At 71.4% G+C, this 22,703-nt stretch carries 16 protein-coding genes and 1 pseudogene; 6 read left to right on the forward strand and 11 right to left on the reverse strand.

Annotation, left to right across the window (positions count from 1 at the left end):
- Positions 1 to 83 precede the first annotated feature (83 nt).
- A complete protein-coding gene (locus ABZS97_RS05450; protein ID WP_356133824.1) occupies positions 84 to 974 on the reverse strand; it encodes a hypothetical protein in 891 nt (296 codons plus the stop codon).
- 158 nt (positions 975 to 1,132) lie between these two features.
- Here ABZS97_RS05450 and ABZS97_RS05455 point away from each other — a divergent pair.
- Positions 1,133 to 4,347: pseudogene (locus tag ABZS97_RS05455) on the forward strand (BTAD domain-containing putative transcriptional regulator).
- Here ABZS97_RS05455 and ABZS97_RS05460 read toward each other — a convergent pair.
- Both ABZS97_RS05460 and ABZS97_RS05465 read right to left on the reverse strand, forming a co-directional pair.
- Entirely contained in the window at positions 4,325 to 5,119 is a 795-nt protein-coding gene (locus ABZS97_RS05460; RefSeq protein ID WP_356133826.1) for an ABC transporter permease, read from the reverse strand. The pseudogene ABZS97_RS05455 and the gene ABZS97_RS05460 sit on opposite strands and share 23 nt — an antisense overlap.
- Entirely contained in the window at positions 5,116 to 6,150 is a 1,035-nt protein-coding gene (locus ABZS97_RS05465; RefSeq protein ID WP_356133828.1) for an ATP-binding cassette domain-containing protein, read from the reverse strand. Before ABZS97_RS05465 ends, ABZS97_RS05460 begins: the two co-directional genes overlap by 4 nt.
- Before the next feature lie 242 nt (positions 6,151 to 6,392).
- Between ABZS97_RS05465 and ABZS97_RS05470 the strand changes: the two genes are divergently transcribed.
- Together ABZS97_RS05470 and ABZS97_RS05475 are read left to right on the forward strand one after the other, a co-directional pair.
- Positions 6,393 to 7,217 carry an alpha/beta hydrolase gene (locus ABZS97_RS05470; protein WP_356133830.1) on the forward strand — a complete coding sequence of 275 codons (825 nt, stop codon included), beginning with the start codon at positions 6,393 to 6,395 and terminating at the stop codon, positions 7,215 to 7,217.
- A 122-nt stretch (positions 7,218 to 7,339) separates the two neighbouring features.
- Positions 7,340 to 9,379, forward strand: a complete 2,040-nt coding sequence (locus ABZS97_RS05475; RefSeq protein WP_356133973.1) for an NAD-binding protein — start codon at positions 7,340 to 7,342, stop codon at positions 9,377 to 9,379.
- Positions 9,380 to 9,790: 411 nt separating this feature from the next.
- On the opposite strand, the gene ABZS97_RS05480 is transcribed toward ABZS97_RS05475, so the two are convergent.
- Entirely contained in the window at positions 9,791 to 11,617 is a 1,827-nt protein-coding gene (locus tag ABZS97_RS05480) for a prolyl oligopeptidase family serine peptidase (protein ID WP_356133832.1), read from the reverse strand.
- A 159-nt stretch (positions 11,618 to 11,776) separates the two neighbouring features.
- On the opposite strand from ABZS97_RS05480, the gene ABZS97_RS05485 reads away from it, so the two are divergent.
- Positions 11,777 to 12,625 carry an SURF1 family protein gene (locus ABZS97_RS05485; protein ID WP_356133834.1) on the forward strand — a complete coding sequence of 283 codons (849 nt, stop codon included), beginning with the start codon at positions 11,777 to 11,779 and terminating at the stop codon, positions 12,623 to 12,625.
- A gap of 19 nt (positions 12,626 to 12,644) precedes the next feature.
- Here the strand turns inward: ABZS97_RS05485 and ABZS97_RS05490 are convergent, their stop codons facing one another.
- The 4 genes from ABZS97_RS05490 to ABZS97_RS05505 all read right to left on the reverse strand — a co-directional run bounded on the left by ABZS97_RS05490 (position 12,645) and on the right by ABZS97_RS05505 (position 17,350).
- Entirely contained in the window at positions 12,645 to 13,838 is a 1,194-nt protein-coding gene (locus ABZS97_RS05490; protein WP_356133836.1) for a hypothetical protein, read from the reverse strand.
- A gap of 89 nt (positions 13,839 to 13,927) precedes the next feature.
- Complete coding sequence (locus tag ABZS97_RS05495; protein ID WP_356133838.1) at positions 13,928 to 14,608, reverse strand: SigE family RNA polymerase sigma factor; 681 nt, start codon at positions 14,606 to 14,608, stop codon at positions 13,928 to 13,930.
- A gap of 394 nt (positions 14,609 to 15,002) precedes the next feature.
- Complete coding sequence (locus ABZS97_RS05500; protein ID WP_356133840.1) at positions 15,003 to 16,076, reverse strand: aspartate-semialdehyde dehydrogenase; 1,074 nt, start codon at positions 16,074 to 16,076, stop codon at positions 15,003 to 15,005.
- Positions 16,076 to 17,350 (reverse strand): aspartate kinase, encoded by a 1,275-nt coding sequence (locus ABZS97_RS05505; RefSeq protein WP_356133842.1) that lies wholly within the window; start codon positions 17,348 to 17,350, stop codon positions 16,076 to 16,078. The genes ABZS97_RS05500 and ABZS97_RS05505 overlap by 1 nt, the downstream gene beginning before the upstream one ends.
- A 283-nt stretch (positions 17,351 to 17,633) precedes the next feature.
- Here ABZS97_RS05505 and ABZS97_RS05510 point away from each other — a divergent pair, with 283 nt between their 5' ends.
- Entirely contained in the window at positions 17,634 to 18,338 is a 705-nt protein-coding gene (locus ABZS97_RS05510; protein WP_356133844.1) for a response regulator transcription factor, read from the forward strand.
- Positions 18,335 to 19,633 carry a HAMP domain-containing sensor histidine kinase gene (locus ABZS97_RS05515; protein WP_356133846.1) on the forward strand — a complete coding sequence of 433 codons (1,299 nt, stop codon included), beginning with the start codon at positions 18,335 to 18,337 and terminating at the stop codon, positions 19,631 to 19,633. The genes ABZS97_RS05510 and ABZS97_RS05515 overlap by 4 nt, the downstream gene beginning before the upstream one ends.
- Here ABZS97_RS05515 and ABZS97_RS05520 read toward each other — a convergent pair.
- The 3 genes from ABZS97_RS05520 to ABZS97_RS05530 all read right to left on the reverse strand — a co-directional run bounded on the left by ABZS97_RS05520 (position 19,599) and on the right by ABZS97_RS05530 (position 22,668).
- Positions 19,599 to 20,096: an SgcJ/EcaC family oxidoreductase gene (locus ABZS97_RS05520; protein WP_356133848.1), complete on the reverse strand. Its 498-nt coding sequence runs from the start codon at positions 20,094 to 20,096 to the stop codon at positions 19,599 to 19,601. The genes ABZS97_RS05515 and ABZS97_RS05520 overlap by 35 nt on opposite strands.
- A 149-nt stretch (positions 20,097 to 20,245) precedes the next feature.
- Entirely contained in the window at positions 20,246 to 22,279 is a 2,034-nt protein-coding gene (locus tag ABZS97_RS05525) for an NB-ARC domain-containing protein (RefSeq protein WP_356133850.1), read from the reverse strand.
- Positions 22,276 to 22,668 carry a hypothetical protein gene (locus tag ABZS97_RS05530; protein WP_356133853.1) on the reverse strand — a complete coding sequence of 131 codons (393 nt, stop codon included), beginning with the start codon at positions 22,666 to 22,668 and terminating at the stop codon, positions 22,276 to 22,278. Before ABZS97_RS05530 ends, ABZS97_RS05525 begins: the two co-directional genes overlap by 4 nt.
- Positions 22,669 to 22,703: the final 35 nt, after the last annotated feature.

Raw genomic sequence — 22,703 nt, forward strand, 5'->3', positions numbered from 1 at the left:
CCGGAAGCGGCCGGAGGGGAACCGAGGAACACGGGGGCAGGCAAAGGAAGTTGAGGGCGGGCTGCGGCTGCCGGGTCGGCCGTCTACTCGGAGGCAGCGGTCTTCCGGGAGCGGCGGCGCACCGCGATCACGCCGCCGACGGCGAGGGCCACTCCCGCGGCCGCGACGGCACCGGTGACCACCCGGGACGGGCCGTGCGCGGCGGGCTCGCCGGCGACCGCCACGTGCTGCTTCGTGGTCTGCTGCCCGTGGTGACTGACCACGGTCAGCGTGTAGCGGCCCTCGGACAGGTCGTCCCGCAGCCGTGTGCGGCCCGCGTAGACCGTGCCGCCGTCGTCGCATTTGCAGCCCGGGTCGTCCGAGCTGTCCGTCCTGATGGTCAGCGGGCCGTCGAAGAGGGGTGAGGTGACGGTCAGGGAGTCCTCTCCCGGGGCGGCCCGCAGGTCGGTGAGGACCACCCGGACGTCACTGCCCGGCCGTACCGGGGCAGGTGTGTCGCTGCCGGGGAACGCGTCCGCGGGGCCGATGACGAACCGGCTGATCTCCGCCGAACCCTCGGCCGTGACCTTGAGTCGCGCGGTGGCGACCGTACGGCCATGGCTGGTCGCCGTGGCCGAATAGGTGCCCGGGCGCAGACCCGGGCGGATGCGGTGGTCCGTTCCCGGCCCGTCCTTCTGGACCGACTGCGTCGATCCCTTCTTCGCGGGAGTCAAGGTGATCGGCTCCTGAAGGGCGGGCGAGGTGACCTCGACCGAGTCCCACCCCGGTCGCATTCCCTCGATGCTGAACCAGAGCCCGTCGCCCGCCTCCAGGGTCCTGCCCTGAGGCACGTGGTACTCCAGGCGGACCGCCGCGGACGAGCTGTCGGCCGGGGGCGGGTTCGCGCCCTCGGCCGATGCTCCCGCCGCCGCCCCCAGCAGGGACACCACGGCAAGACCGGCTGCGCCCACGGCCCTGACAGCGTTGCGGAACAACGAATCCCCTTCGGTCGGCGACGGCTGGGCCGGTACGACCCCATCGAATCCGTATCGAATCCGTCGACCAGGAAGAGGGCGGGAGTTCGCGGTAGGTTGCCGGTGGCCGGAGCTCAAGATGTGCGGTCGTCACCGACCATGAGCAATAAGCTTCGGGCGTGACCACCGAGTTGGCTCTGCTGTCCCGGGTCGCCTGTCGCGGCAAGGAGATCACCGCGCCACGGCTGCGCGGGCTGTTGGGCCTGCTCGCGGAGGATCTCCGCACCGGATGCAGTACGGGTCGGCTGGTGGCAGGTCTGTGGCCGGAGGAGTTACCGGAGCGGCCGGGCAAGGCGGTGCAGATCCTGGTGTCGCGGCTCCGGGCGCAGGTGGGCGCCGAGCTGATCGTGAGCACGTCGACGGGGTACCGGCTGGCGCTGGAGGAGACACAGGTCGACAGTTCCGCGCTGCTGCTGCACGAGGCGGCGAGTGCCGAGCGCGCGCGGGCGGGGGATCACGAGGGCGCACTGGCGCAGGCCCGGGCGGGCCTGGCTCTCTGGGACGGCAGTGTGGGCGCGGGCGCGGGAGAGGACCTGCACGATCCGGTCGTCTCCCTCCGCGTCGACCGGCGGCGGACCTTCCGTTCGCTGGGCCGCTCCCGGGCGCTCGCCCTCGCCCGGCTGGGGCGGCCGCAGGAGGCCGTGGCGGCGCTGGCCGGGGTGGCCCGGGAGCTGCCGCGGGACGAAGAGGTGCTGGCGGAACTGCTGCGCTGCGAGGCCCCACGGCAGGCCGGGCCGCGGCTCTGACCCGGTACGACACCTACCGCCGCGGGCTGCGCGATGCGCTCGGCACCGATCCGGGACCCGAGTTGAGGTCCGTGCACCAGGAGTTGCTGAGCGCGGACGTGCCCCGGGTCCGCCACGGTGTTCCGCACGAGCCGAACCCGCTGCTGGGGCGGGATGCCGACATCGCCGCCGTGGGCGCGTTGCTCCGCGAGGTGCGGGTGGTCACGCTCGTCGGTCCCGGTGGGCTGGGCAAGACCCGCCTCTCCCACGCGGTGAGCCGGGCGGCCGAGCAGCCCGTCGTGCACTTCGTCAGCCTGGCCGGTGTCCTCGCCGACGACGACGTGGCCGGTGAGGTGGCCTCCGCCGTCGGTGCGGGAGAGGGCCGGCAGTTCGCCGGGGACGCGGTGAACGGCATCGTCGGCGCCCTGGGCGCCGGGCCCGCGCTGCTGGTGCTGGACAACTGCGAACAGGTGATCCCCGGCGCGGCGGATCTCGTACAGGCACTGGTCTCGCGGTCGAAGGAGCTGCGGGTGCTGGCCACCAGCCGGGCGCCGCTGGGACTGACCTCGGAGTCGGTGTACGCCCTGCCGGAGCTCTCGCCGGCGACATCGGTCGAGCTCTTCGGGCAGCGGGCACGGGCCGCCAGGCCCGGCGTGGAACTGCCCGCCGACAAGGTCGCCGAGATCTGCCGCCACCTGGACGGGCTGCCGCTGGCCGTCGAACTCGCCGCGGCCCGGGTCCGGGTGCTCTCCGTGGACGACATCTCGCGCCGGCTGAGGGACCGCTTCGCGCTGCTGCGCGGCGGCGCCCGCGACGCGCCCGAGCGGCATCGCACGCTGCGGGCCGTCGTCGAGTGGAGCTGGAATCTCCTGGAGGCCGACGGGCGGGCGGCGATGCGTGCGTTGTCGGTGTTCCCCGGGGGCTTCACCGAGGACGCGGCTCAGTACGTGCTCGGTGAGAACGGGGACGCGCTGACGCTGCTGGAGCAACTGGCGGGCCAGTCCCTGGTGAAGGTGAGCGAAACCCCTTCCGGGAGCCCTTCCGGGGGCTCTTCCGGGAACCCTTCCGGAGGGACTGCCGGGGTGCGCTTCCACATGCTGGAGACGCTGCGGGAGTTCAGTGCCGCCCGGCGCGCGGAGGCTGGTGAGGAGGAGGCGGTGACCGGCCGGTTCCTTCTCTGGGCACGGGACTTCGGGCGGGCCCACCACGACGTGCTGTTCGGCGACGGCCCGCTGCGCCCGTGGATCGGCATCCGGGCCGAGCAGGACAATCTCGTCCTGGCCCTGCGGTACGCGCTCGCCCGCGCCGACGGGCCCACCACCGCCGCCCTCACCGCAGCCCTGGGCTCGTTGTGGGCCACCGGCTCCAACTACGCCCGCCTCGCCGCCCTCGCCGACGAGACCGCCGGGCCGCTGTCCCATTTCCGTCCCGGCACCGGGAAGCCCGAGGACCACGGCGACCCCGAGAGTGCCGTGGACGTCGAGACGGCGCGCAGCGCGGCGACGGTGTGCACGACCAGCCTCTTCATGGGCCGCGGCCCCTACGCCGTACGCCATCTCGTCACGCTGCGCCGGCTGCCGCCCGCCCCGCCGGACACGCTCGCGCGAGCGCTGGCCATCGTGCTGTGCGCCTTCCCGGAGATGCACCCGCCGCACTACACACGGCTGCAGGAACTCTGCGACGACGACGCGCCCATGCTGGCGGGCATGGCGGCCGGCGTCGCCAGTTATGTGTGGGAGACCGAGCACGAGACGGAACGCGCGCTGGAGTGCGCCCGCCGGATGCTCGTCGCGCTGGGGCCGCTCGGAAATCCGGCCATGCGGCTGCTGAGCCATGGGCGGATCAGCGAGCTGTGCCTGAAGTCCGGGCGCGGCACGGAGGCGTACGGCCATCTGCGGGCCGCGCTGAGCGCGCTCGACGAGGCCGGCGACTGGTCGGACTCGATCGGGGTGCGCTGGGGGCTGGTGCTCGCCTGTCTGCAGCGCGGGGAGATCGACGAGGCGGAGTACTGGCTGGGACTCGCGGCGCTGGATCAGCAGCCGGAGTCCGTCGAGACCTACAGCACGGATCTGCCGGCCCGCGCGGAGATCGCACTCGCCCGCGGGCTGAGCGAGGTCGGGCTCGGGCTGTGGCGGCAGGCCGTGGAGCAGATGCGGGAGGGCAGCCTGCTGCATGCCGACGATCCGTTCGTGGACCCGTGGTCACTGACGATCCAGGCCGCCGCGTTGTCGGCGCACGCCCAGTGCGGCCGCCTCGAACCGGTGGCCGGGCTGACCGAGCGGCTGCGGGAACGGCTGCTCGGAATGCTCCACGGCTCCTCGGGCGACGTCTCTCCGGCCGAACTGCCGGTGTACGGAACGGTGTTGCTGGCGCTCGGCTTCGTCGGCGTGGCCGAGGGCGACCCGAGCGCCGTACGGCTGCTGGCGCTGGCGGAACGGATGCCCGCGGTACGGGAGTACCCCACCCTGTCCTCGGCCCGGTCCCGGCAGGCCGCCGAGAACGCCGACAGGGCGGCCTACGACGACGCGAGGTCGACGTACGCCACCCTGGACCGGGAGGAGTTGCGGGCGGCCGCACTGCGCGAGCTCAGTTCCGCGGCTCGCGGTTGAACCTCGCCTTGGACCACAGGTAGCCCAGCACGGTCAGGCCCAGGCACCAGCCGACGGCGAGCACCGCGTTCTTGGTGCCGATCCCGCTGCCCAGCAGCAGCCCGCGCAGGGTCTCGATGGCGGAGGAGAACGGCTGGTACTCGGCGAACCAGCGGAACCAGCCCGGCATGGCGTCCACCGGAACGAACGCGCTGGACAGGAACGGCAGCATCACCAGCGGCGTCCCGATGTTGCTGGCTCCCTCGGGGTTGGGGCTGATCAGGCCGATGCCGACCGAGAGCCAGGTCAGCGCGAGGCTGACCAGAGTCATCAGAGCGGCCGCCGCGAGCCACTCCAACGGTGTCGCGTCGGGCCGGAAGCCGATGGCCAGGCCGATACCCAGGACCAGCACCAGAGACATCAGCGTCTGGATCACGCTGCCGATCACATGGCCGATCAGCACGGAGGCACGGGAGATCGCCATGGTGCGGAACCGGGCCATGATGCCCTCGGTCATGTCGGTGCACACGGCCACCGCGGTGCCGAGCGAGGTCATGGCCACGGTCAGCAGGAGGATGCCGGGAACCAGGTAGGCGACGTAGTCGGCGCGGTTCGCGTGGCCGCCGGTGATGCCGGCGCTCATCACGTTGCCGAAGACGTAGACGAACAGCAGCAGCAGGATGACCGGGGTGAGCAGGAGGTTCAGGGTGAGGGAGGGGTAGCGGCGGGCGTGCAGCAGGTTGCGCCGCAGCATGGTCATGTTGTCGCGGAAGGCGTGGCTCGCGGTGCTCATCGGACGGTCTCCTGGTCGGCTCGGACGGTCGCCCTGTCGGCGGGCTGCGAGGGCTTGTCGGTGGTCTGCGAAGGCCTGTCGGCGGGCTGCGCGGGTACGGGACTTGCGGTAAGGGCGAAGAAGACGTCGTCCAGGTCCGGGGTGTGCACGGACAGCTCGTCGGACTCGATGCCGGCGGCGTCCAGCCAGTCGAGGATGGCGCGCAGCTCGCGCTGGCTTCCGTCGCTGGGGATGTTCAGGGTGAACGCCTCGTCGTCCCGCGTGGCCTCGCGCAGCGCGGTCGCCGCCCGCTCGTAGGCCGCCGGGTCGGAGAACCGCAGCCGTACGTGGCCGCCGGGCACGAGCCGCTTGAGCTCCGCGGCGCTGCCCTGGGCGACGAGCCTGCCGGCGTCGAGCACGGCGATGCGGTCGGCGAGTTGGTCGGCCTCGTCGAGGTACTGGGTGGTGAGGAAGACGGTGGTGCCGCCGGAGACCAGCTCACGGATGATCTGCCACATGGTGTGGCGGGAGCGCGGGTCGAGACCGGTGGTCGGCTCGTCGAGGAAGATGATCCGCGGGCTGCCGACCAGGGTCATGGCGATGTCGAGGCGGCGCTTCATACCGCCGGAGTAGGTGGACGCGGGCTTCCTCGCGGCCTCGACGAGATCGAACCGCTCCAGCAGCTCGGAGGTCACCCGCCGCCCCTCCGCACGGGAGAGGTGGTGCAGGTCGGCCATCAGGAGCATGTTCTCCTCCCCCGTGATCAGGCCGTCCACGGCGGAGAACTGTCCGGTGACCCCGATGGCTGCGCGTACCCGCTGGGCCTCGGCGGTGAGATCGTGCCCGGCGATCCGTGCCCGCCCGCCGTCCGCGGTGATCAGGGTGGACAGGATGTTGACCACCGTGGTCTTGCCCGCGCCGTTCGGCCCGAGCAGGGAGAAGACCGTGCCCGCGGGTACGTGGATGTCGATGCCGTCGAGGACGGTCTTGTCCCCGTAGGACTTGCGCAGCCCGGTGGCTGTGATAGCGAGTTCGTGGTCTGTCGTCGTCATGCCGCAGAGCTTGCGGCCGAGGCGGTTCAGCGTGGCTTCAATGCGGTTTCAGCCGGCCAGGGCCGTCGGTGGGGCGCTGAAACCCGCAGGTCAGGAGGGTGTGGGCGACCGCGCCCCGGGAGTCGTATCGGCGGCCGGCTTACTTGGCGCGCTCGGGGTGCGTGCGGAGGGACGGGGTGGGTGAATGGGAGGACGGCCGAGAGTCGCAGGGGCACGGTGGGAGAAACGGCAGGAGAACCGGCATGGGACGAGTGCGGGTGAACGGGGTCGAGCTGTTTCATGAGATCGCCGGTTCCGGAGAGCCGTTGGTGCTGGTGCACGGGTCCTGGGGGGATCACGACAACTGGCGGGCGGTCCTGCCGGCGCTCGCGGAGCGGTATCGCGTGCTCGTCTACGACCGGCGCGGGCACAGCCTCAGCGAGCGGCCCTCGGGGCAGGGGTCGCGTGCCGAGGACGAGGACGACCTGGGGGCGCTGATCGAGGAGCTGGGGTTCGCGCCGGCGTATGTGGCGGGCAACTCCTTCGGAGCGTCGACCACGCTGGGGCTGGCCGCTCGGCGGCCTGAACTGTTCCGCGGGCTGATCGCGCACGAGCCCCCACTGATGGGTGTCGTGGCCGGTGATCCGGACCTTCAGCCGCTCATGGACGCGGCCGGCCGGAGGATCGACTCCGTGCTCGACCGGCTTCGGGCGGGTGAATCCCTCGCCGGGGCCCGGGAGTTCGTGGAGGAGGTCGCCTTCGGGCCGGGCGCCTGGGAGCAGGTTCCGGATCAGGTTCGCGAGACGTTCGTGCGCAACGCCCCGACCTTCCTGGACGAACAGGCCGACCCCGGCTGGCCGATGCTCGACCTCGCGGGCCTGTCCGGCTACACCGGCCCGGCACTGCTGACCGGGGGCACCGAGAGTCCGCCCTGGTTCGCCGCCATCATCGGCAAGCTCGCGGGCGCCCTGCCGCAGGCCGACGTACGGACCCTCCAGGGCGCCGGCCACGTTCCCCATGTCACCCACCCCCAGGACTACGTGGCCGGCGTGATCCGCTTCATCCAAGGGGCGGGCCGGGATCGCTAGAAGCGGATCTCCTCGCAGGTCACTGTGGAACCAGGCGTGCCGGTGAGGCAGTCTTCTCCCTTGTGGCGAGCCTTCCGAACCAGAGTCAGCAGGGTCAGAGCGGGTCGGTCGGCGGCGCGCACATGGTGGTGTGCGGGGACGATGCCCTGGCGCACCGGCTGGCAGCAGAGCTGCGCGGGGTCTACGGCGAGCAGGTGACCCTCGTCGTGCCGCCCGACCAGCGGACGGTGCGGCCACCGGTGGTGGGGCGGGCCCGCGCCTCGACCCTGTTCGACCGGGTGTCCGCGGCCGTGACCCGGGCCGCCGGGAACGGCGGCGGGAACACGGGCGCCAACACGGGCGGCAGCGCGGGCGCCGGTGGGAGCGGGGACTCCGGGGGCGTACGGAGTTCCGAACCGCCCGGTTCCGAGCGGGTGTTGGAGGCCGCCGACCTCACCGAGGCCGTGCTCTCGGACGCCGGGGTCGAACGGGCCGCCGCGCTCGCCCTCGTCCATGACGACGACGAGACGAACATCCGGGCCGCGCTCACCGCACGGCGGCTCAATCCGCGACTGCGGCTCGTCATCCGGCTCTACAACCGGCGGTTGGGCCAGCACATCGAGGAACTGCTCGATCAGGCCTCGGCGTTGGCCACGGGGATCGGAGCAGGGGGTGCGAGTGGGGGCGCGGGTGGGGGCGCCGGCGAAGGGGCGGGTTCCCGGGGTGCGTTCGGTGGGGATGCGTTCGGTGGGGGTGACGCTTCCACCACTGTTCTCTCCGACGCCGACACCGCCGCTCCGGCCCTCGCCGCCACCGCGGTCGCCGGTACCAGCAAGGTCGTCCAGACCGACGGGCTGATGCTGCGGGCCATGGAACGGCCGCCGCCCGGGCCGGGGCAGGTCGCCGACCCCGGGCTCTGCACGCTCGCGCTGCTGTCCGCCACGACCAGCGACCCCGCCGGGGCCGACGGATCGGAGAGCAGCGGCTCCCAGGGGCCCCAACTCCTGCCCGACGAACGGACGGTGGCCGCGGCGACCGGGCGGGGCACCGTCGTACTCGAAACAGTGTCGTACTCCGGTCCCGCGTTGTCCGCGGGCCGCAGTGTCGTACCGTTCGCCTCGCTCTTCTCACGCCGGCTGCGGTGGTCGTTCGCCGGTCTGGTGGCCTGTGTGGTCGCCCTCGCGATCGCGTCGATGGCGGTCACCCGGGAGTCCCCGCTGCACGCGACGTATCTGACGCTGCTGGATCTCTTCTCCATCAACGATCCCGCCCTCGATCAGCCGATCGGACGACAGCTCCTCCAACTCCTGTCCGGGATGGTCGGGTTGCTGCTGCTTCCCGTGCTGCTGGCCGCCGTACTGGAGGCCCTCGGGACGTTCCGGAGCGGGTCCGCGCTACGGCGGCCGCCGCGCGGGCTGTCGGGGCATGTGGTGCTCCTCGGGCTCGGGAAGATCGGTACGCGGGTGCTGGCGCGGTTGCGCGAGTTGCAGATCCCCGTGGTGTGCGTGGAGGCCGACCCCGACGCGCGGGGGCTGGCACTGGCCCGGCGGCTGCGGGTGCCGGTGGTCCTCGGCGATGTGACGCAGGAAGGGGTGCTGGAGGCCGCCAAGATCCAACGGGCGCATGCGCTGCTCGCGTTGACCAGCGCGGACACGATGAATCTTGAGGCCGTGTTGTACGCGCGGTCCGTGCGGCCCGATCTACGGGTGGTGCTGCGGCTGTACGACGACGACTTCGCCACCGCCGTGTACCGGACCCTGCGAGCCGCGCATCCGCAGGCGCTCACCAGGAGTCGGAGTGTGTCCCATCTGGCCGCGCCCGCGTTTGCCGGGGCCATGATGGGGCGGCAGATCCTCGGGGCGATTCCGGTGGAGCGGCGGGTGCTGTTGTTCGCTGCCGTGGATGTCGCCGGTCACCCTCAGCTGGAGGGGCGGACCGTGGGGGAGGCGTTTCGGGCGGGGGCCTGGCGGGTGCTTGCGCTGGACACGGCGGCGGCGGGTGGCCGTCGGGCCGATCGGGCGGCCGGCTCCTCGTCGGACGCGTCCGGTGGGGGTGGGGCCGGGCTCGTCTGGGACCTTCCCTCCACGTACGTGTTGCGTGGGGAGGACCGGGTGGTGCTGGCTGCGACTCGGCGGGGCCTTGCGGAGTTGTTGGGTCGCCGCCGGGTCCCTCCGGGGGTTTAGGTGGGGTGGGGCGCCCTCTTGTCGCCGGGCACCAGGGGTGGGTGGGTAAACCCCGGGTGCCCCCTGCTTCCTTCGCACCCGGGGTTGGTGCCGGCCGGGGGTGGGTCACGCAACTCGGCGCTTACGAGGCGCCGCCGCGCCCACCCGTGCCGCCCCTAGCGGCACGATTGCCCGCAGAAACGCGGCTCCACCGGCCCCCCGGCGCCACACGCACCCCCGCTGCGTGGGTGGGCAGCTGCCCCTAGCGGCACGATTGCCCGCAATGACGCGGCTCCGCCGGCCCCCCGGCGCCACACGCACCCCCGCTGCCGGGTGGGCAGCCGCCCCTAGCGGCACGATTGCCCGCAGAAACGCGGCTCCGCCGGCCACCCGGCGCCACACGCGCCGCAGAAACGCGGCTTCGCCGGGTCCCTACCTCCCCAAGTGCCTCTCCGCGAAGTTGAGTTCCAGGCGGAGTTGTTTGATGCGTTCGTCGACGACGAGGGAGCCGTGGCCGGCGTCGTAGCGGTAGACCTCGTGGGGGGCTGAGCGGGCGGCGAGGCGGTCGACGTAGTTCTCCACCTGGCGGATGGGGCAGCGGGGGTCGTTGACGCCGGCGGAGATGTAGACGGGGGCCTTGACCGCGTCCACGTAGGTCAGGGGGGACGAGGCCTCGAAGCGGGCCGGGACCTCCTCGGGGGTGCCGCCGAGGAGGGTGCGGTCCATGGCCTTCAGGGCTTCCATTTCGTCGTGGTAGGCCGTGACGTAGTCGGCCACCGGAACTGCCGCGATGCCCAGGGTCCACGCGTCGGGCTGGGTGCCGAGGCCGAGCAAGGTGAGGTATCCGCCCCAGGAGCCGCCCGTGAGGATCAGGCGGTCGGGGTCCGCCAGGCCGGACGTCACCGCCCACTCCCTGACCGCCGCGATGTCCTCCAGCTCGATCAGACCGACGCGGTGCTTGAGGGCGTCGGTCCACGCGCGGCCGTAGCCGGTGGAGCCGCGGTAGTTTACGCGGACCACTGCGTACCCGTGGTCCACCCAGGCCGCCGGGCCCGCCGCGAACGCGTCGCTGTCGTGCCAGGTCGGGCCGCCGTGGATGTCGAAGACGGTGGGGAGGGGGCCGGTGCTGCCCGCGGGCTTCTGGACCAGGGCGTGGATGCGACCGCCGGGGCCCTCCACCCACACGTCCTCCACGGGAACGGATCCCGGGGACTTCAGCCCCGGCGGATCCAGGACCACGTCACCTGTCGTGGAGCGGACGACCGACGGCTCGGCCGCCGAGGACCACAGGTACTCCACGCTGCCGTCGGGCCGGGCCGTCGCCCCGGACACCGTGCCGGGCGGCGTGGACACGCGCTCCAGGGCGCGGGAGGCCAGGTCGTAGCGCCACACGTCGCTGCGGGCCTCGAAGCCGTGCGCGATGAGCAGCGCGGAGCCGTCCGGGTACCACTCGGCGGCCACGTCGCCCGGCAGGTCGAGGGCGAGGTCGCTCTCCTCGCCGGTCACGACGTCCCATACGAGCGGCTCCCAACGGCCGCGCCGCTGGTGCCCGATGAGCAGGCGGGTGTCCCCGTCGACCGGGGCGAACCCCAGCACCTCAAGGCCCAGCTCGACCGTGCCGCCCTTGGTGTCGTCGAGCTCGGCGACCGTCGTGCCGTCCGGACGCAGCACCCGCAGCGCCGAGTGCATCGCGTCGCCGTGCTCGGTGTGCTCGATCGCGATCAGTGAACCGTCGTGGGAGAAGTCACCCACGCCGGCGGACTCGCGGTGCCGGTAGATCTCCACCGGGGCCTCGCCGGTCCGGGCCACATGGATCGTCGAGCCGTCCTCGTCCGTCGAGCGGCCCACCACGGCCGTGCGCCCGTCGCGCCCGATGGCCAGTCCGGAGGGGTACGACGCGTCGAGGCCGGGGGTCGCCTCCTCGTCGGGGCCGCCGTGGAAGGGCTGTCGCCGCCAGACGCCGAACTCGTCGCCGTCCTTGTCGTCGAACCACCAGATCCACTCGCCGTCCGGTGCGAGCACCCCGTCCGTCGTGCCGTTCGGCCGGTCGGTGACCTGGCGCTGCTCGCCGGTCGAGCGGTCCCACGCGTACAGCTCGTACGTCCCTGTCGCGTTCGAGACGAACAGGGAGCGGTGCGGTGCGTCCTCCGCCCAGTCCGGCAGCGACACCCGCGGTGCCCGGAAACGCTTCTCCCAGTCGGGCATGGTCTCGTCGGGCGTGGTCTCGACGGCCGGCCCGGCCGCGTTGCTCTCAGTCATGGCCCCATAGTGCCTGCCCTGCACGACAATCCGCCGCCGGGATCCGCAGCCTGTGGACAACTCGCCCGCCGGGCCGACAGCCGGTCCGATCGTGGGCAGGCGAGGACGCCTTCGACCCCGCGACCCGGCCCCGCTCCCCTGCCCCGTACCGTGGAAGGCGTGTACCGGTTTCTGCTGACGCCCCGCTGGTGGGGGATCAACGTCTTCGTGCTGTTGGCCATCCCCTTCTGCATCTTCATGGGGTCATGGCAGTTGGGGCGGTTCGAGGACCGGGTGCAGGACCACCGCAGCGCCGGTGAGCAGGCCGAGGCCGCCAAGACGCAGGCCGCCCGGCCGCTGGCGAAGCTGCTGCCCGTGGACAAGGTGACCTCCGGCAAGCAGGCGATCGCGACCGGCCGCTACGGCAAGCAGTTGCTCGTGCCGGACCGCGAGCTCGACGGCAGGCACGGTTTCTACGTCCTGACCATGCTGCGCACGGACGGCGGCTCGGTGCTGCCCGTCGTGCGGGGCTGGCTGCCCGGTGACGCGAACCCGGCGAAGGCGCCGGCCGCGCCCACCGGTGAGGTCACGGTGACCGGCGCGCTGCAGGCACCGGAGAGCCCGGGGGCGAACGGGGTCAACGCCGCCGGGGGTCTTCCCGCGGGCCAGACCGGCGTGATCAGCTCGGCGTCCCTGGTGAACCTCGTGCCGTACAAGCAGCTGTACGACGCCTGGATCACGCTCGCCGACGCCGATGCCGGGATGAAGGCGGTGCCCGCCACCACGCCCGACGACACCGGGCTGGACCTGAAGGCGTTCCAGAACCTCGGCTACACCGGGGAGTGGTTCGTCTTCGCGGGCTTCGTGGTGTTCATGTGGTTCCGGCTGCTGCGCCGCGAGGTGGAGTTCGCCCGCGACGCCGAGCTGGGGATCATCCCCGACGGGACCGAGTCCAAGATCGGGACCAAGGCCGGGGTCGAGACCGAGGCTGGGACCGAGGCCCCTGCCGCCGGCACCCCGATCCCGTAACCCGGGACCGGTCCGGTCCTCAGGACGCCAGCATCCCCGTCCGGTACACCGTCCCCGCGCACGCGTTGGACACGGTCGCCGAGGCCATGGGCGAGCCCACCGGTGCGGTGAGCGAGACGGTGACGCTGCCGTCGGCCACCCCGTCCTCCCTGACCAGCTGGGCCGACGTGCCGGTGGTGCCGTCCGTGGTGGTGGTCGTGCCGCCGGTGTCGGTGGAGCCCTCCGTGGGCGTCGGGTCCGGTGACGGGTCCGTGCTCCCGGTGCTTCCACCAGTGGTCGGACACGTCTCCGAGGGAACCCAGGCGAACTTCACCACGTACGACGTTCCCGGCTGCAGCAGCAGCTGGGCGACCTCCGTGGCGGGGTCGGGCAGCCCGACCGCCGCGTCGCCCGCCACATGGTTGACCACGCTGACCTTGGACGCGTCCGCCGCGCCTGCCACAGCCGTGGACACACCGCCCGCGCCCGTGACCGTACAGGCGGTGGTGGAGATGTTGGAGATGGGGAGCGAGCCGTAGATCGCGCCGGTGGAGTCAGGAGTGCCGACGGAAGTGGCGCCTGCGCCGAGCTGCGTCGCCGTGCACTCGGACGCGACCGCCACCGAGGCCGAAGGGCCGGCGCTGGCACCGCCGGTCGCGGTGCCGGGACCCTTGTCCTTGTCCCTGTCCTTCTTCCCGTCCTTGCCCTTGTCGGTGCCCTTGGACGTGCTGGACGAGCCGCCGGAGGCGCGCGAACCGCCGTCCGTCTCCTTGCCCTGGCTGGAGCCGCCCTGTGTCTGCGAGCTGTTGCCGGCGATGGAGGGGTCGGCGTCGGACCCGGTCGCGTTCGAGACGTGGACGAGGGCCGGGATCGCCGTGCCGATGAAGAGCGCGGCGGCCGCCATGCCGACGACGGCCTGGCGCTTGCGGGCCCGCCTGGCCGGTACCGCGCGCCGCAGGTGCTCCAGCGTGCCGTCGGTCGGCTCGATCTCGTCGACGGCCTGGTGCAGCAGCCTGCGCAGCGCCAGCTCGTCCGAGCCGAGCTCGTCGAAGCCCTGACCGGCCTTGAAGCCCTGCTTGACGCCCTGAGAGCGGCTGCCCTCGCCACTCGCGGGGCTCTGCCCCAGGGCGCTCAGCAGTCCGTCCAGGCCATGGCTGTTCAGACCCTGGCCGTCGAGGTCGTGGTCACCCGGGCTCTGCCCGCCGTGATCCTGTCCTTCGGGGCCGTGATTCACAGTTTCGTTCCCAGCGTGCGATTGCTCGTGTTCGTGCTCGTGTCCGGGGCGCGGGTCCTCGTCGCGTCGCCGCCATTTCCCGTACCCGCTCATGCCGACGCCTCCATGGCGACGCGCAGCGCCGCGATGCCGCGCGAGCCGTACGCCTTCACGGACCCCAGCGACACGCCCAGCGTCTCGGCGACCTGAGCCTCGGTCATGTCCGCGAAGTAGCGCAGGACCAGGACCTCGCGCTGGCGGCGCTGGAGGCCCTTCATCGCCTTGATCAGGGCGTCGCGCTCCAACTGGTCGTAGGCGCCTTCCTCGGCGCTCGCCATGTCGGGCATCGGCTTGGAGAGGAGCTTGAGGCCGATGATGCGTCGGCGCAAGGCCGACCGCGAAAGATTCACCACGGTCTGGCGCAGATAGGCGAGCGTCTTCTCGGGGTCGCGGACCCGCTTGCGTGCGGAGTGCACGCGGATGAAGGCCTCCTGGACGACGTCCTCGCAGGAGGCGGTGTCGTCGAGCAGGAGCGCCGCGAGACCCAGGAGCGACCGGTAGTGGGCGCGGTAGGTCTCGGTCAGGTGGTCGACCGTGGTGCCGGCCGCCAGGCTGTCCTCGACGGGGCCTTCGGCGCCGTCACGCTGATTCGGTATGCGGGTCGGCCGCGCTGCGGGCATCGGCGCGATCACCGGCATGCCGCCGGGCGTGCCGGGGCTGCGGGGTCGGCGGGGTGGACGAAGGGCTGTACCCCTCGTCTGTACCGCGGTGAATTCGAGAACCTCTGCCACGCCAGTTGGACACGCCTACCCCCGTAAGGGTTGTACGAGACAGGCATCACTTTTGCGTCAGGCCCCGCGCCCGATCGCACCCCTGAAGATGCCCCAAGTGCCGTCATACGTACCCGCTCTTCCCCTATGCCCCATATGCCGTGGCGCCCCGGATGCCCCCTGAAGGGCGTCCGCAAAGACGCTCCCCGCCCTCCGCACGGTTGCGGAGGGCGGGGAGCAATTTCTTCGAACGCCAGGCATCCCGGGTCCAAGTGGTCCGGACCATGGCCGGACCACAAAGTTCACACAGATCCTACAAACTTATCCATGGATCGCCAGCAAGATTCCGGCTGTCGGACACTCCGGGCGGAGAACTTCACGGTGAGCGGCACGGGGTTCACGCAGGACGGCGGGCTCATCGGGCGGCTCTGAGCTCGGCCGCGACCAGTTCGGCGATCTGTGCGGTATTGAGTGCGGCGCCCTTGCGCAGGTTGTCCCCGCACACGAACAGTTCGAGTGCCGTCGAATCGTCGAGTGCCCGGCGGACCCGCCCCACCCAGGTGGGATCGGTGCCAACCACGTCCGCGGGGGTGGGGAACTCACCGGCGGCGGGGTTGTCGAAGAGGACGACCCCGGGCGCCGTGGCGAGGATCTCGCGCGCTCCGTCGACGGTGACCTCGCCCTGGAAGCGGGCGTGGACGGTCAGGGAGTGCGTGGTGATCACCGGCACGCGGACGCAGGTGACGGCGACGGGCAGCCGGGGCAGACCGAGGATCTTGCGGGACTCGTCCCGCACCTTCATCTCCTCCGAGGACCAGCCGTCCTCGCGCAGCGACCCGGCCCAGGGCACCACGTTCAGCGCCACCGGCTCGGGGAACGGCCCGGTCAGGTCCCCCACGGCCCGCCGTACGTCACCGGGGTTCGTCCCCAGCTCCGTACCCGCGACGAGGGAGAGCTGCCGGCGCAGGGTGTCGACGCCGGCGCGTCCGGCGCCGCTCACCGCCTGGTACGAGGAGACCACCAGCTCGCGCAGCCCGAACTCGGCGTGCAGCGCGCCGAGGGCCACGATCATGGAGAGCGTCGTGCAGTTGGGGTTGGCGATGATGCCGCGCGGCCGCAGCCGGACCGCGTGCGGATTCACCTCGGGCACCACGAGGGGCACGTCGGGGTCCATCCGGAAGGCACCCGAGTTGTCGACGACGACCACGCCCTTGGCGGCGGCGACCGGCGCCCACAGCGCGGCCACCTCGTCCGGTACGTCGAACATCGCGACGTCGACCCCGTCGAAGGACTCCTCCGACAGGGCCACGACCTCGACCTCCTCGCCGCGCACGGCCAGCTTGCGACCGGCCGAGCGGGGTGAGGCGATCAGGCGGATCTCGCCCCAGATGTCCGCGTGCTGGGACAGGATCTGGAGCATGACCGTGCCGACGGCTCCGGTCGCTCCCACGACCGCCAGCGTCGGACGTCCCGTACGGGCACTGGCCATCAGCGGCCGGTGCCTCCGTAGACGACGGCTTCGTCGCTGTCGGAGTCGAGACCGAAGGCCGTGTGGACGGCGCGCACCGCTTCGTTGACGTCGTCGGCGCGGGTGACGACCGAGATGCGGATCTCGGAGGTCGAGATCAGCTCGATGTTCACGCCCGCGTCGGACAGCGCCTCGAAGAAGCCCGCCGTGACACCCGGGTTGGTCTTCATACCGGCGCCGACCAGGGAGATCTTGCCGATCTGGTCGTCGTAGCGCAGCGAGTCGAAGCCCACCGCGCTCTTGGCCTTCTCCAGGGCGTCGATGGCCTTGCGGCCCTCGGTCTTGGGGAGGGTGAAGGAGATGTCCGTCAGACCGGTGGCGGCGGCGGACACGTTCTGCACGATCATGTCGATGTTGATCTCGGCATCGGCGATGGCGCGGAAGATGACGGCGGCCTCGCCCGGCTTGTCCGGAACACCGACGACCGTGACCTTGGCCTCCGAGGTGTCGTGCGCGACACCGGAGATGATGGCCTGCTCCACCTTCTGGTCCCCTTGCTTCGGCTCGTTGCTGACCCAGGTGCCCTGCAGTCCCGAGAAGGACGAGCGCACGTGGATCGGGATGTTGTAGCGGCGGGCGTACTCCACACAGCGGTGGAGCAGCACCTTGGAGCCGGACGCGGCGAGCTCCAGCATGTCCTCGAAGGCGATCCAGTCGATCTTCTGGGCCTTCTTCACCACGCGCGGGTCGGCGGTGAACACGCCGTCCACGTCGGTGTAGATCTCGCACACCTCGGCGTCGAGGGCGGCCGCGAGGGCCACGGCCGTCGTGTCCGAACCGCCGCGGCCGAGCGTGGTGATGTCCTTCTTGTCCTGGGAGACACCCTGGAAACCGGCGACGATGGCGATGTTGCCCTCGTCCAGCGCGGTCCGGATGCGGCCCGGCGTGACGTCGATGATCCGGGCTTTGTTGTGGACCGAGTCGGTGATGACGCCTGCCTGGCTGCCCGTGAACGACTGGGCGCTGTGGCCCAGGTTTTTGATCGCCATCGCCAACAGGGCCATGGAGATCCGCTCCCCGGCGGTCAGCAGCATGTCGAATTCCCGGCCGGAAGGCATCGGAGATACCTGCTCGGCGAGATCGATCAGCTCGTCCGTCGTGTCGCCCATCGCGGAAACGACGACGACCACCTGGTGGCCGTTCTTCTTCGCTTCCACGATCCGCTTGGCGACGCGCTTGATGCCCTCGGCATCGGCTACGGAGGAGCCTCCGTACTTCTGCACGACAAGGCCCACGTGCGCTCCTCGCTCAGTCCGTCTCTACCCGCACATACACATGTACTGCGGTCGGCTCAGTCTAACGAGCGGCCGAAATTCCCTGCCCCGATATCGCATGGTGAGATGTCCCGCTCACCCTGCGATCATCTGGGTTTCCTTCGGGCTTCCTCCGGTTTCCTACCGGCATCTTCGGCCGCTCCAGAACGGCATCTGCCCTGCTCGTGGGCGGCCCACTCGGAAAAGTGCGGCGTGTCACACGGGAGGGCTGTGACTTAATTTTCAAGCACTAAGGTTCGGTCTCGTGCGCGTACTCCTGGTGGAAGACGATGAACCGGTCGCCGAGTCGCTCAGACGCGGCCTGCTGCGCTACGGCTTCGAGGTGGAGTGGGTGACCACGGGCGCCGCGGCGCTGGCCCACCCCGGCCCGTACGACGTCGTGCTCCTCGACCTGGGGCTGCCCGACACCGACGGTCTCGACGTCTGCAAGGCGCTGCGCGGGCGCGGTGACGTGCCGATCATCGTGATCAGCGCGCGCAGCGACGAGACGGACCGGGTGGTGGGTCTGGAGCTGGGCGCCGACGACTACGTCTCGAAGCCCTTCGGCGTACGGGAGGTCATCGCGCGGATAAGGGCGGTGATGCGCCGCGTGCAGCCGCGTACGGCCGAGGCGCCGGGACCCGACCGGTACGGCTCCCGGCTGACCGTGGACCGCAAGGCCGCCCGCGTCCACCTGGACGGCGCCGAGGTCGCGCTCGCGCCCAAGGAGTACGACCTGCTCTCGTTCCTCACCGAGGAGCCGGGCGCGCTGATGTCGCGCGAGCAGATCATGGAAGCCGTCTGGGACGCGAACTGGTTCGGGCCGACCAAGACGCTCGACGTCCATGTGGCGGCGCTGCGGCGGAAGCTGGCGGGCGCGATCACGATCGAGGCGGTGCGCGGGGTGGGCTTCCGGCTGGAGATCGCGGGCGGGGACACGGGCGAGGAGAAGGGCGCGCCCTCGGCATGATCCGCCAACTGATCGTCAGTTACGTGCTGTTGGTGGCCGGGGCGCTGGCGGCCTTCACCGTGCCGGTGGCGTTCACGCTGACCGCGCAGCTGCGCGGCGACACCGAGCACTCGGTACGGCGGGAGGTCGCCGCGATGGCGCTGCTCCTGTCGGACGGTTCGACGGCCTCGAAGGCCACGCTGACCCGGATGTCCGAGCGGTACGCCCAGGAGACGCCCGGCACGATGAAGGTGCTCCCCGCCGCCGACGCGCCCGCGCGCGCGACGGCGCACTGGGGCGGCGGGGCCCTGACGGCGACGGCGCCCGCGAAGACGGCCGACGGCCGGGTCGTGGGCGCGGTCCGGATCAGCTATCCGACCTCGGACCTCACTCGCCGGCTGTGGCAGATCTGGGGGTTCCGGGCGATCCTCGCCGTGGCGGTCCTCGCGGTGGCGGCCGGTCTCGGCGCGCTGGTGGCCCGCCGGCTGACCCGTCCGCTGCGTCAACTCAACGACATGGCAAGCAAGTTCAGCGACGGCGATCTGACGGCCCGCTCGCCCGTGACGGGCCCCTCGGAGACGCAGACCCTCGCCCGCACGCTCAACCAGGGCGCGGAACGGCTGGACACGCTGGTCGCCGCGCAGCGCATCTTCGTCGCGGACGCCTCGCACCAGCTCCGTACGCCCCTCACCGCGTTGCGGCTGTCGCTGGACAACATCGCGGACGGGGTGGACGACGACTTCGTACGGGAGGACGTGGAGCAGGCGACGGCGGAGGTGGTCCGGATGAGCCGTCTGGTCAACGGGCTGCTCGTGCTGGCCCGCGCCGAGGCGAAGGTGACGGTGGCGGAACCGCTGTCCCTGCACGACGTGGTCGCCGAACGCCTCTCGGTGTGGAGACCGGCCGCCGACGAGCGAGGTGTCACCATCGCTCTTGGGGGAGTTGCCGACGGCCGGCCGCTTGTGCTGGCCAGTCCCGGTCATCTCGACCAGGTCCTGGACAACGTGCTCTCCAACGCCCTGGAGGTCTCGCCGGACGGCGCGACGATCACGGTCCGGTACGAGCCCCGGGGCGACGAGGTGGTGCTGTCGGTGCTGGATCAGGGGCCCGGCATGTCCGACCCCGAGAAGTCCCGCGCCTTCGACCGCTTCTGGCGCGGCCAGGGCCTGACGGGGCGCTCCGGTTCGGGTCTCGGCCTCGCCGTCGTCAAGCAGTTGGTGACCGACGACGGCGGAACCGTGGCCCTGCGGGACGCTCCCGGTGGAGGGCTCTGCGTGGCGATCAGCCTTCGGGCATCGCAGAGGAGTGGTGGTTGACGATCAGCCACTCGCCGCCGCGCTTCTCGTACTCGAAGGTGTAGCGGGCGTTGACGTTGCGCTTCTCGCCGGTCTTGGGGTCGGTGAGGGTGAACACGTACGACCCGGTGTCGATGGCGGAGTTCTTGCCCAGGACGTTGATGATCGTCTTGGTCTTCTTGCCGACAGGCTTGTTCTGGAGGAAGTGCTCGAAGTAGTCCTCGATCCCGGCGTGGTCGGTCCGGATCTTGTTGGACACGGTGGGCAGCAGCACGGCGTCGTCGGCGTAGCGCTCGGTGACCTTCTCCGGGTCACCGGTCTGCAGGGCGGCGTTCCAGCCGACGAACAGCGCGGCTATCTGCTTCTTGGTCGGCTTGCTGTCCTTCTCCGTGCCGGCGGCACTGATACCGACGGTCGCCGTCACGGTGGTGGCGAGGGCGGCCGCGGTGACGAGGGCGGCGCGGATGCGGGTCTTGCGGGTCATCGCTGGCTCCAGTGCGGCGAGTTGGCTTCTCCGTTCCGGTGCCTTCCGGAGGAGTGACTCCAGACTCGCTTTGCGCTGGTTAGGGGTGGTGCAACGGACGTACAGGGGCGGTACAAGGGGCGGCCAAAGTGCGGAGAGTGGCGGGGTGATTACACGCTGATCGCAGCGAGCAGAGCAGTCAGATCCCCGATCAGGACCCGCCCTTCGGGAGTATCACCCATCGCCCCGATGCATTCGGAGATGAGGTCGGGCAGAAGCTCGGCGGCACGTTCCGGTTCGCCGACGCGCACCAGCAACAGCACATGCTGAGACCTCAGTTGCACGGTCACCCGGTCCATGGTCCCCATTTCGGCCCCGTACCAGTCCACCAGCTTCTCGGCCTGCACGACGGCCCGTTCGTACTCCCCTGCCTCCGTCAGCGCGTCGAGATACCGATACCGGAATCCAGCGGAGAAGGGACTGCCGACCCCCGTTGCCCGCTCCGCCTCCGCGAGCCTGGCCTCCATGGCCGGGAGGTCGACCATCTCGGTGGCCAGGTCGTTCAGTTGTACGCGGAAGTGGAGGGTCAGCATGTTCTCGGGCCCCAGGACCCGCATGGCACGTTCCAGCGTCTCCGAGGCAAGTGACTCCCCAGCAGCCCGGTCCCGCCCCATCAGTACGGAGATGAGCGCGCCCCGCGCCTGGAAGGCGTACAGATGATCCTCGCCGAACTCGCGGTCCGCCAGGGCGATCTGTTCTTCGAGGACACGGCGGGCCCGTATCGCGTCGCCCTGGGCCATATGGATCATGGCCGCCGTCTGGAGCGCGTCGAGGACCAGCTCCACGTCCGTCCCCGGATTGCGCCCGACAAACGCGGCTGCCCGCTCGCACAGGGCCGTGCCACGCTCGGGGTAGGTCCTCGCGAGTCGGAGGGCGGCTTCGAGGAAGAGCCGGGTCAGTTCCTCGGTTTCGGAGTCGAGGGCCGTATGGCTCGCCAGCGTCTCGACGTGGGTCGCCCACTCCAGCGTGGCCTCGCCCCAGAGGCCGCCGGGCAGGGAGGCGTGCAGCACCAGGGCGGAGACCTCGCGCATCGTGTCGGTCAGCCGCGGAATGAGGGTTCGCACCACCGCCTGGACCAACCGGTGCACCGAGATCGTCGCGCTTCCGTGCAGGGTGATCATGCTGTACGCGGCGAGGCGGCGGATCGCTTCCGTCAGGTCAAGAGAGTTGTCCGTGAGCCTCTCCAGGTAGGTCCGGGGAATGCCGTCCGGGCCCCACCAGGCGACGATGCGCAGGATGCCCCCCGCCAGCGGCGTGTCCGCGAGCCGGTCCAGCGTCACCTGCCACACCCGGGCCACCGTCCGCTGCGCGTCGCCGCCCTCCGCCGTCAGGGCGTACATGTCGTACGGGTGCCGGGCCAGAAGTTCGAGGTACGTCCGCGGAGTCACCCCCGCCTCGCGGCAGTACGCCGCCGCCTGGTCGACGGCCAGGGGCAGGCAGCCCAGTTCGGCGCACAGCTCCTCGACGCCGTCGACAGGGCCGTCGTAAATGCGGCCGAACAGCTCGACCGCTTCGGCCGGTTGGAGAACATCAAGGTCCAGCGGCGTGGCGGTCCCCCGCCAACTCGCCGCCCCCCGCCGGGTGGTGATCAGAAACCGCCCGTCCGGCGCCCGCGCGAGCAGCGGTTTGATGTGGGACGGGTCGGAGACGTTGTCCAGTACGAGCAGCCAGCCGTCGTTGGACGACAGCCACTGGATCGCGCACTCCCGGAAAGCCTCCTCCGTGAGGACGCCGACCAGGGCGGGCCGCAGGGCGCGGCCGAGGGCGGCGAGGCCCGCGTCCAGCTCGGCCGGCGATTCGGCGGTGATCCACCAGATCGGGTTGAAGTCCGCCGTACGGTCCGCTGCCCAGCGCGCGGCCAGCGTCGACTTGCCGATGCCGCCCAGCCCGTGCACGGCGTGCACGACGACTCCTCCGGCCTCACCGAACGCCTCGCCCAGCAACCGCAGTTCGCGTTCGCGCCCGACGAACTGTGCCGTCCGGTCCGGGAGATGGAGCACCTTCGTTGCGCACGGTCCGGTACCGAACGACTCGGCGGGCAGCACCGTTGCCTGTGCGATCTGGGTGACGAAGTCACCGGTGGAGACGCTCCCGATGTCACCGCCGGCGGCGACGGACCGCTCCCCCGCCGCCTCCGCGCTCACGCGTCCCCCGTCGACACGCTCCCGATGTCACCGCCCGCCGCGACGGAACGGTCGCCGGAGGCGGTGACCGTGCCTCCGGGCGGCGGGGTCGAGGGGGGCATCGAGGGCGGGGCCGCGGCGGTCGTACCGTTGCCCGTCGCGGCGGAGCCGATGCTGCCGCCCGCGGCGATGGATCGCTCACCGCTCGCGGTAACCGCCCCGGCCGCGGTCTGCCCCATGAGCGCATAGATCGTGAGCGCAAGCCCGATCAGCCCCGCAACGCTCCCCGCCACACTCGCCCACGGATCCGCCGCCTGAACGTCGAGCACCCCACCCACGACAAGCCCCACGGCCCCTGCCGCACAGAGCCCGATTCCCGTCCACATCAACGCCTTTGACCGCACCGTCATGGGAACATCATCGCGTTCGGGCCGCCGAGGCGCAG

The organism is Streptomyces sp. NPDC005485 (assembly GCF_040606085.1).
In the GTDB taxonomy this organism is placed as follows: Bacteria; Actinomycetota; Actinomycetes; order Streptomycetales; family Streptomycetaceae; genus Streptomyces.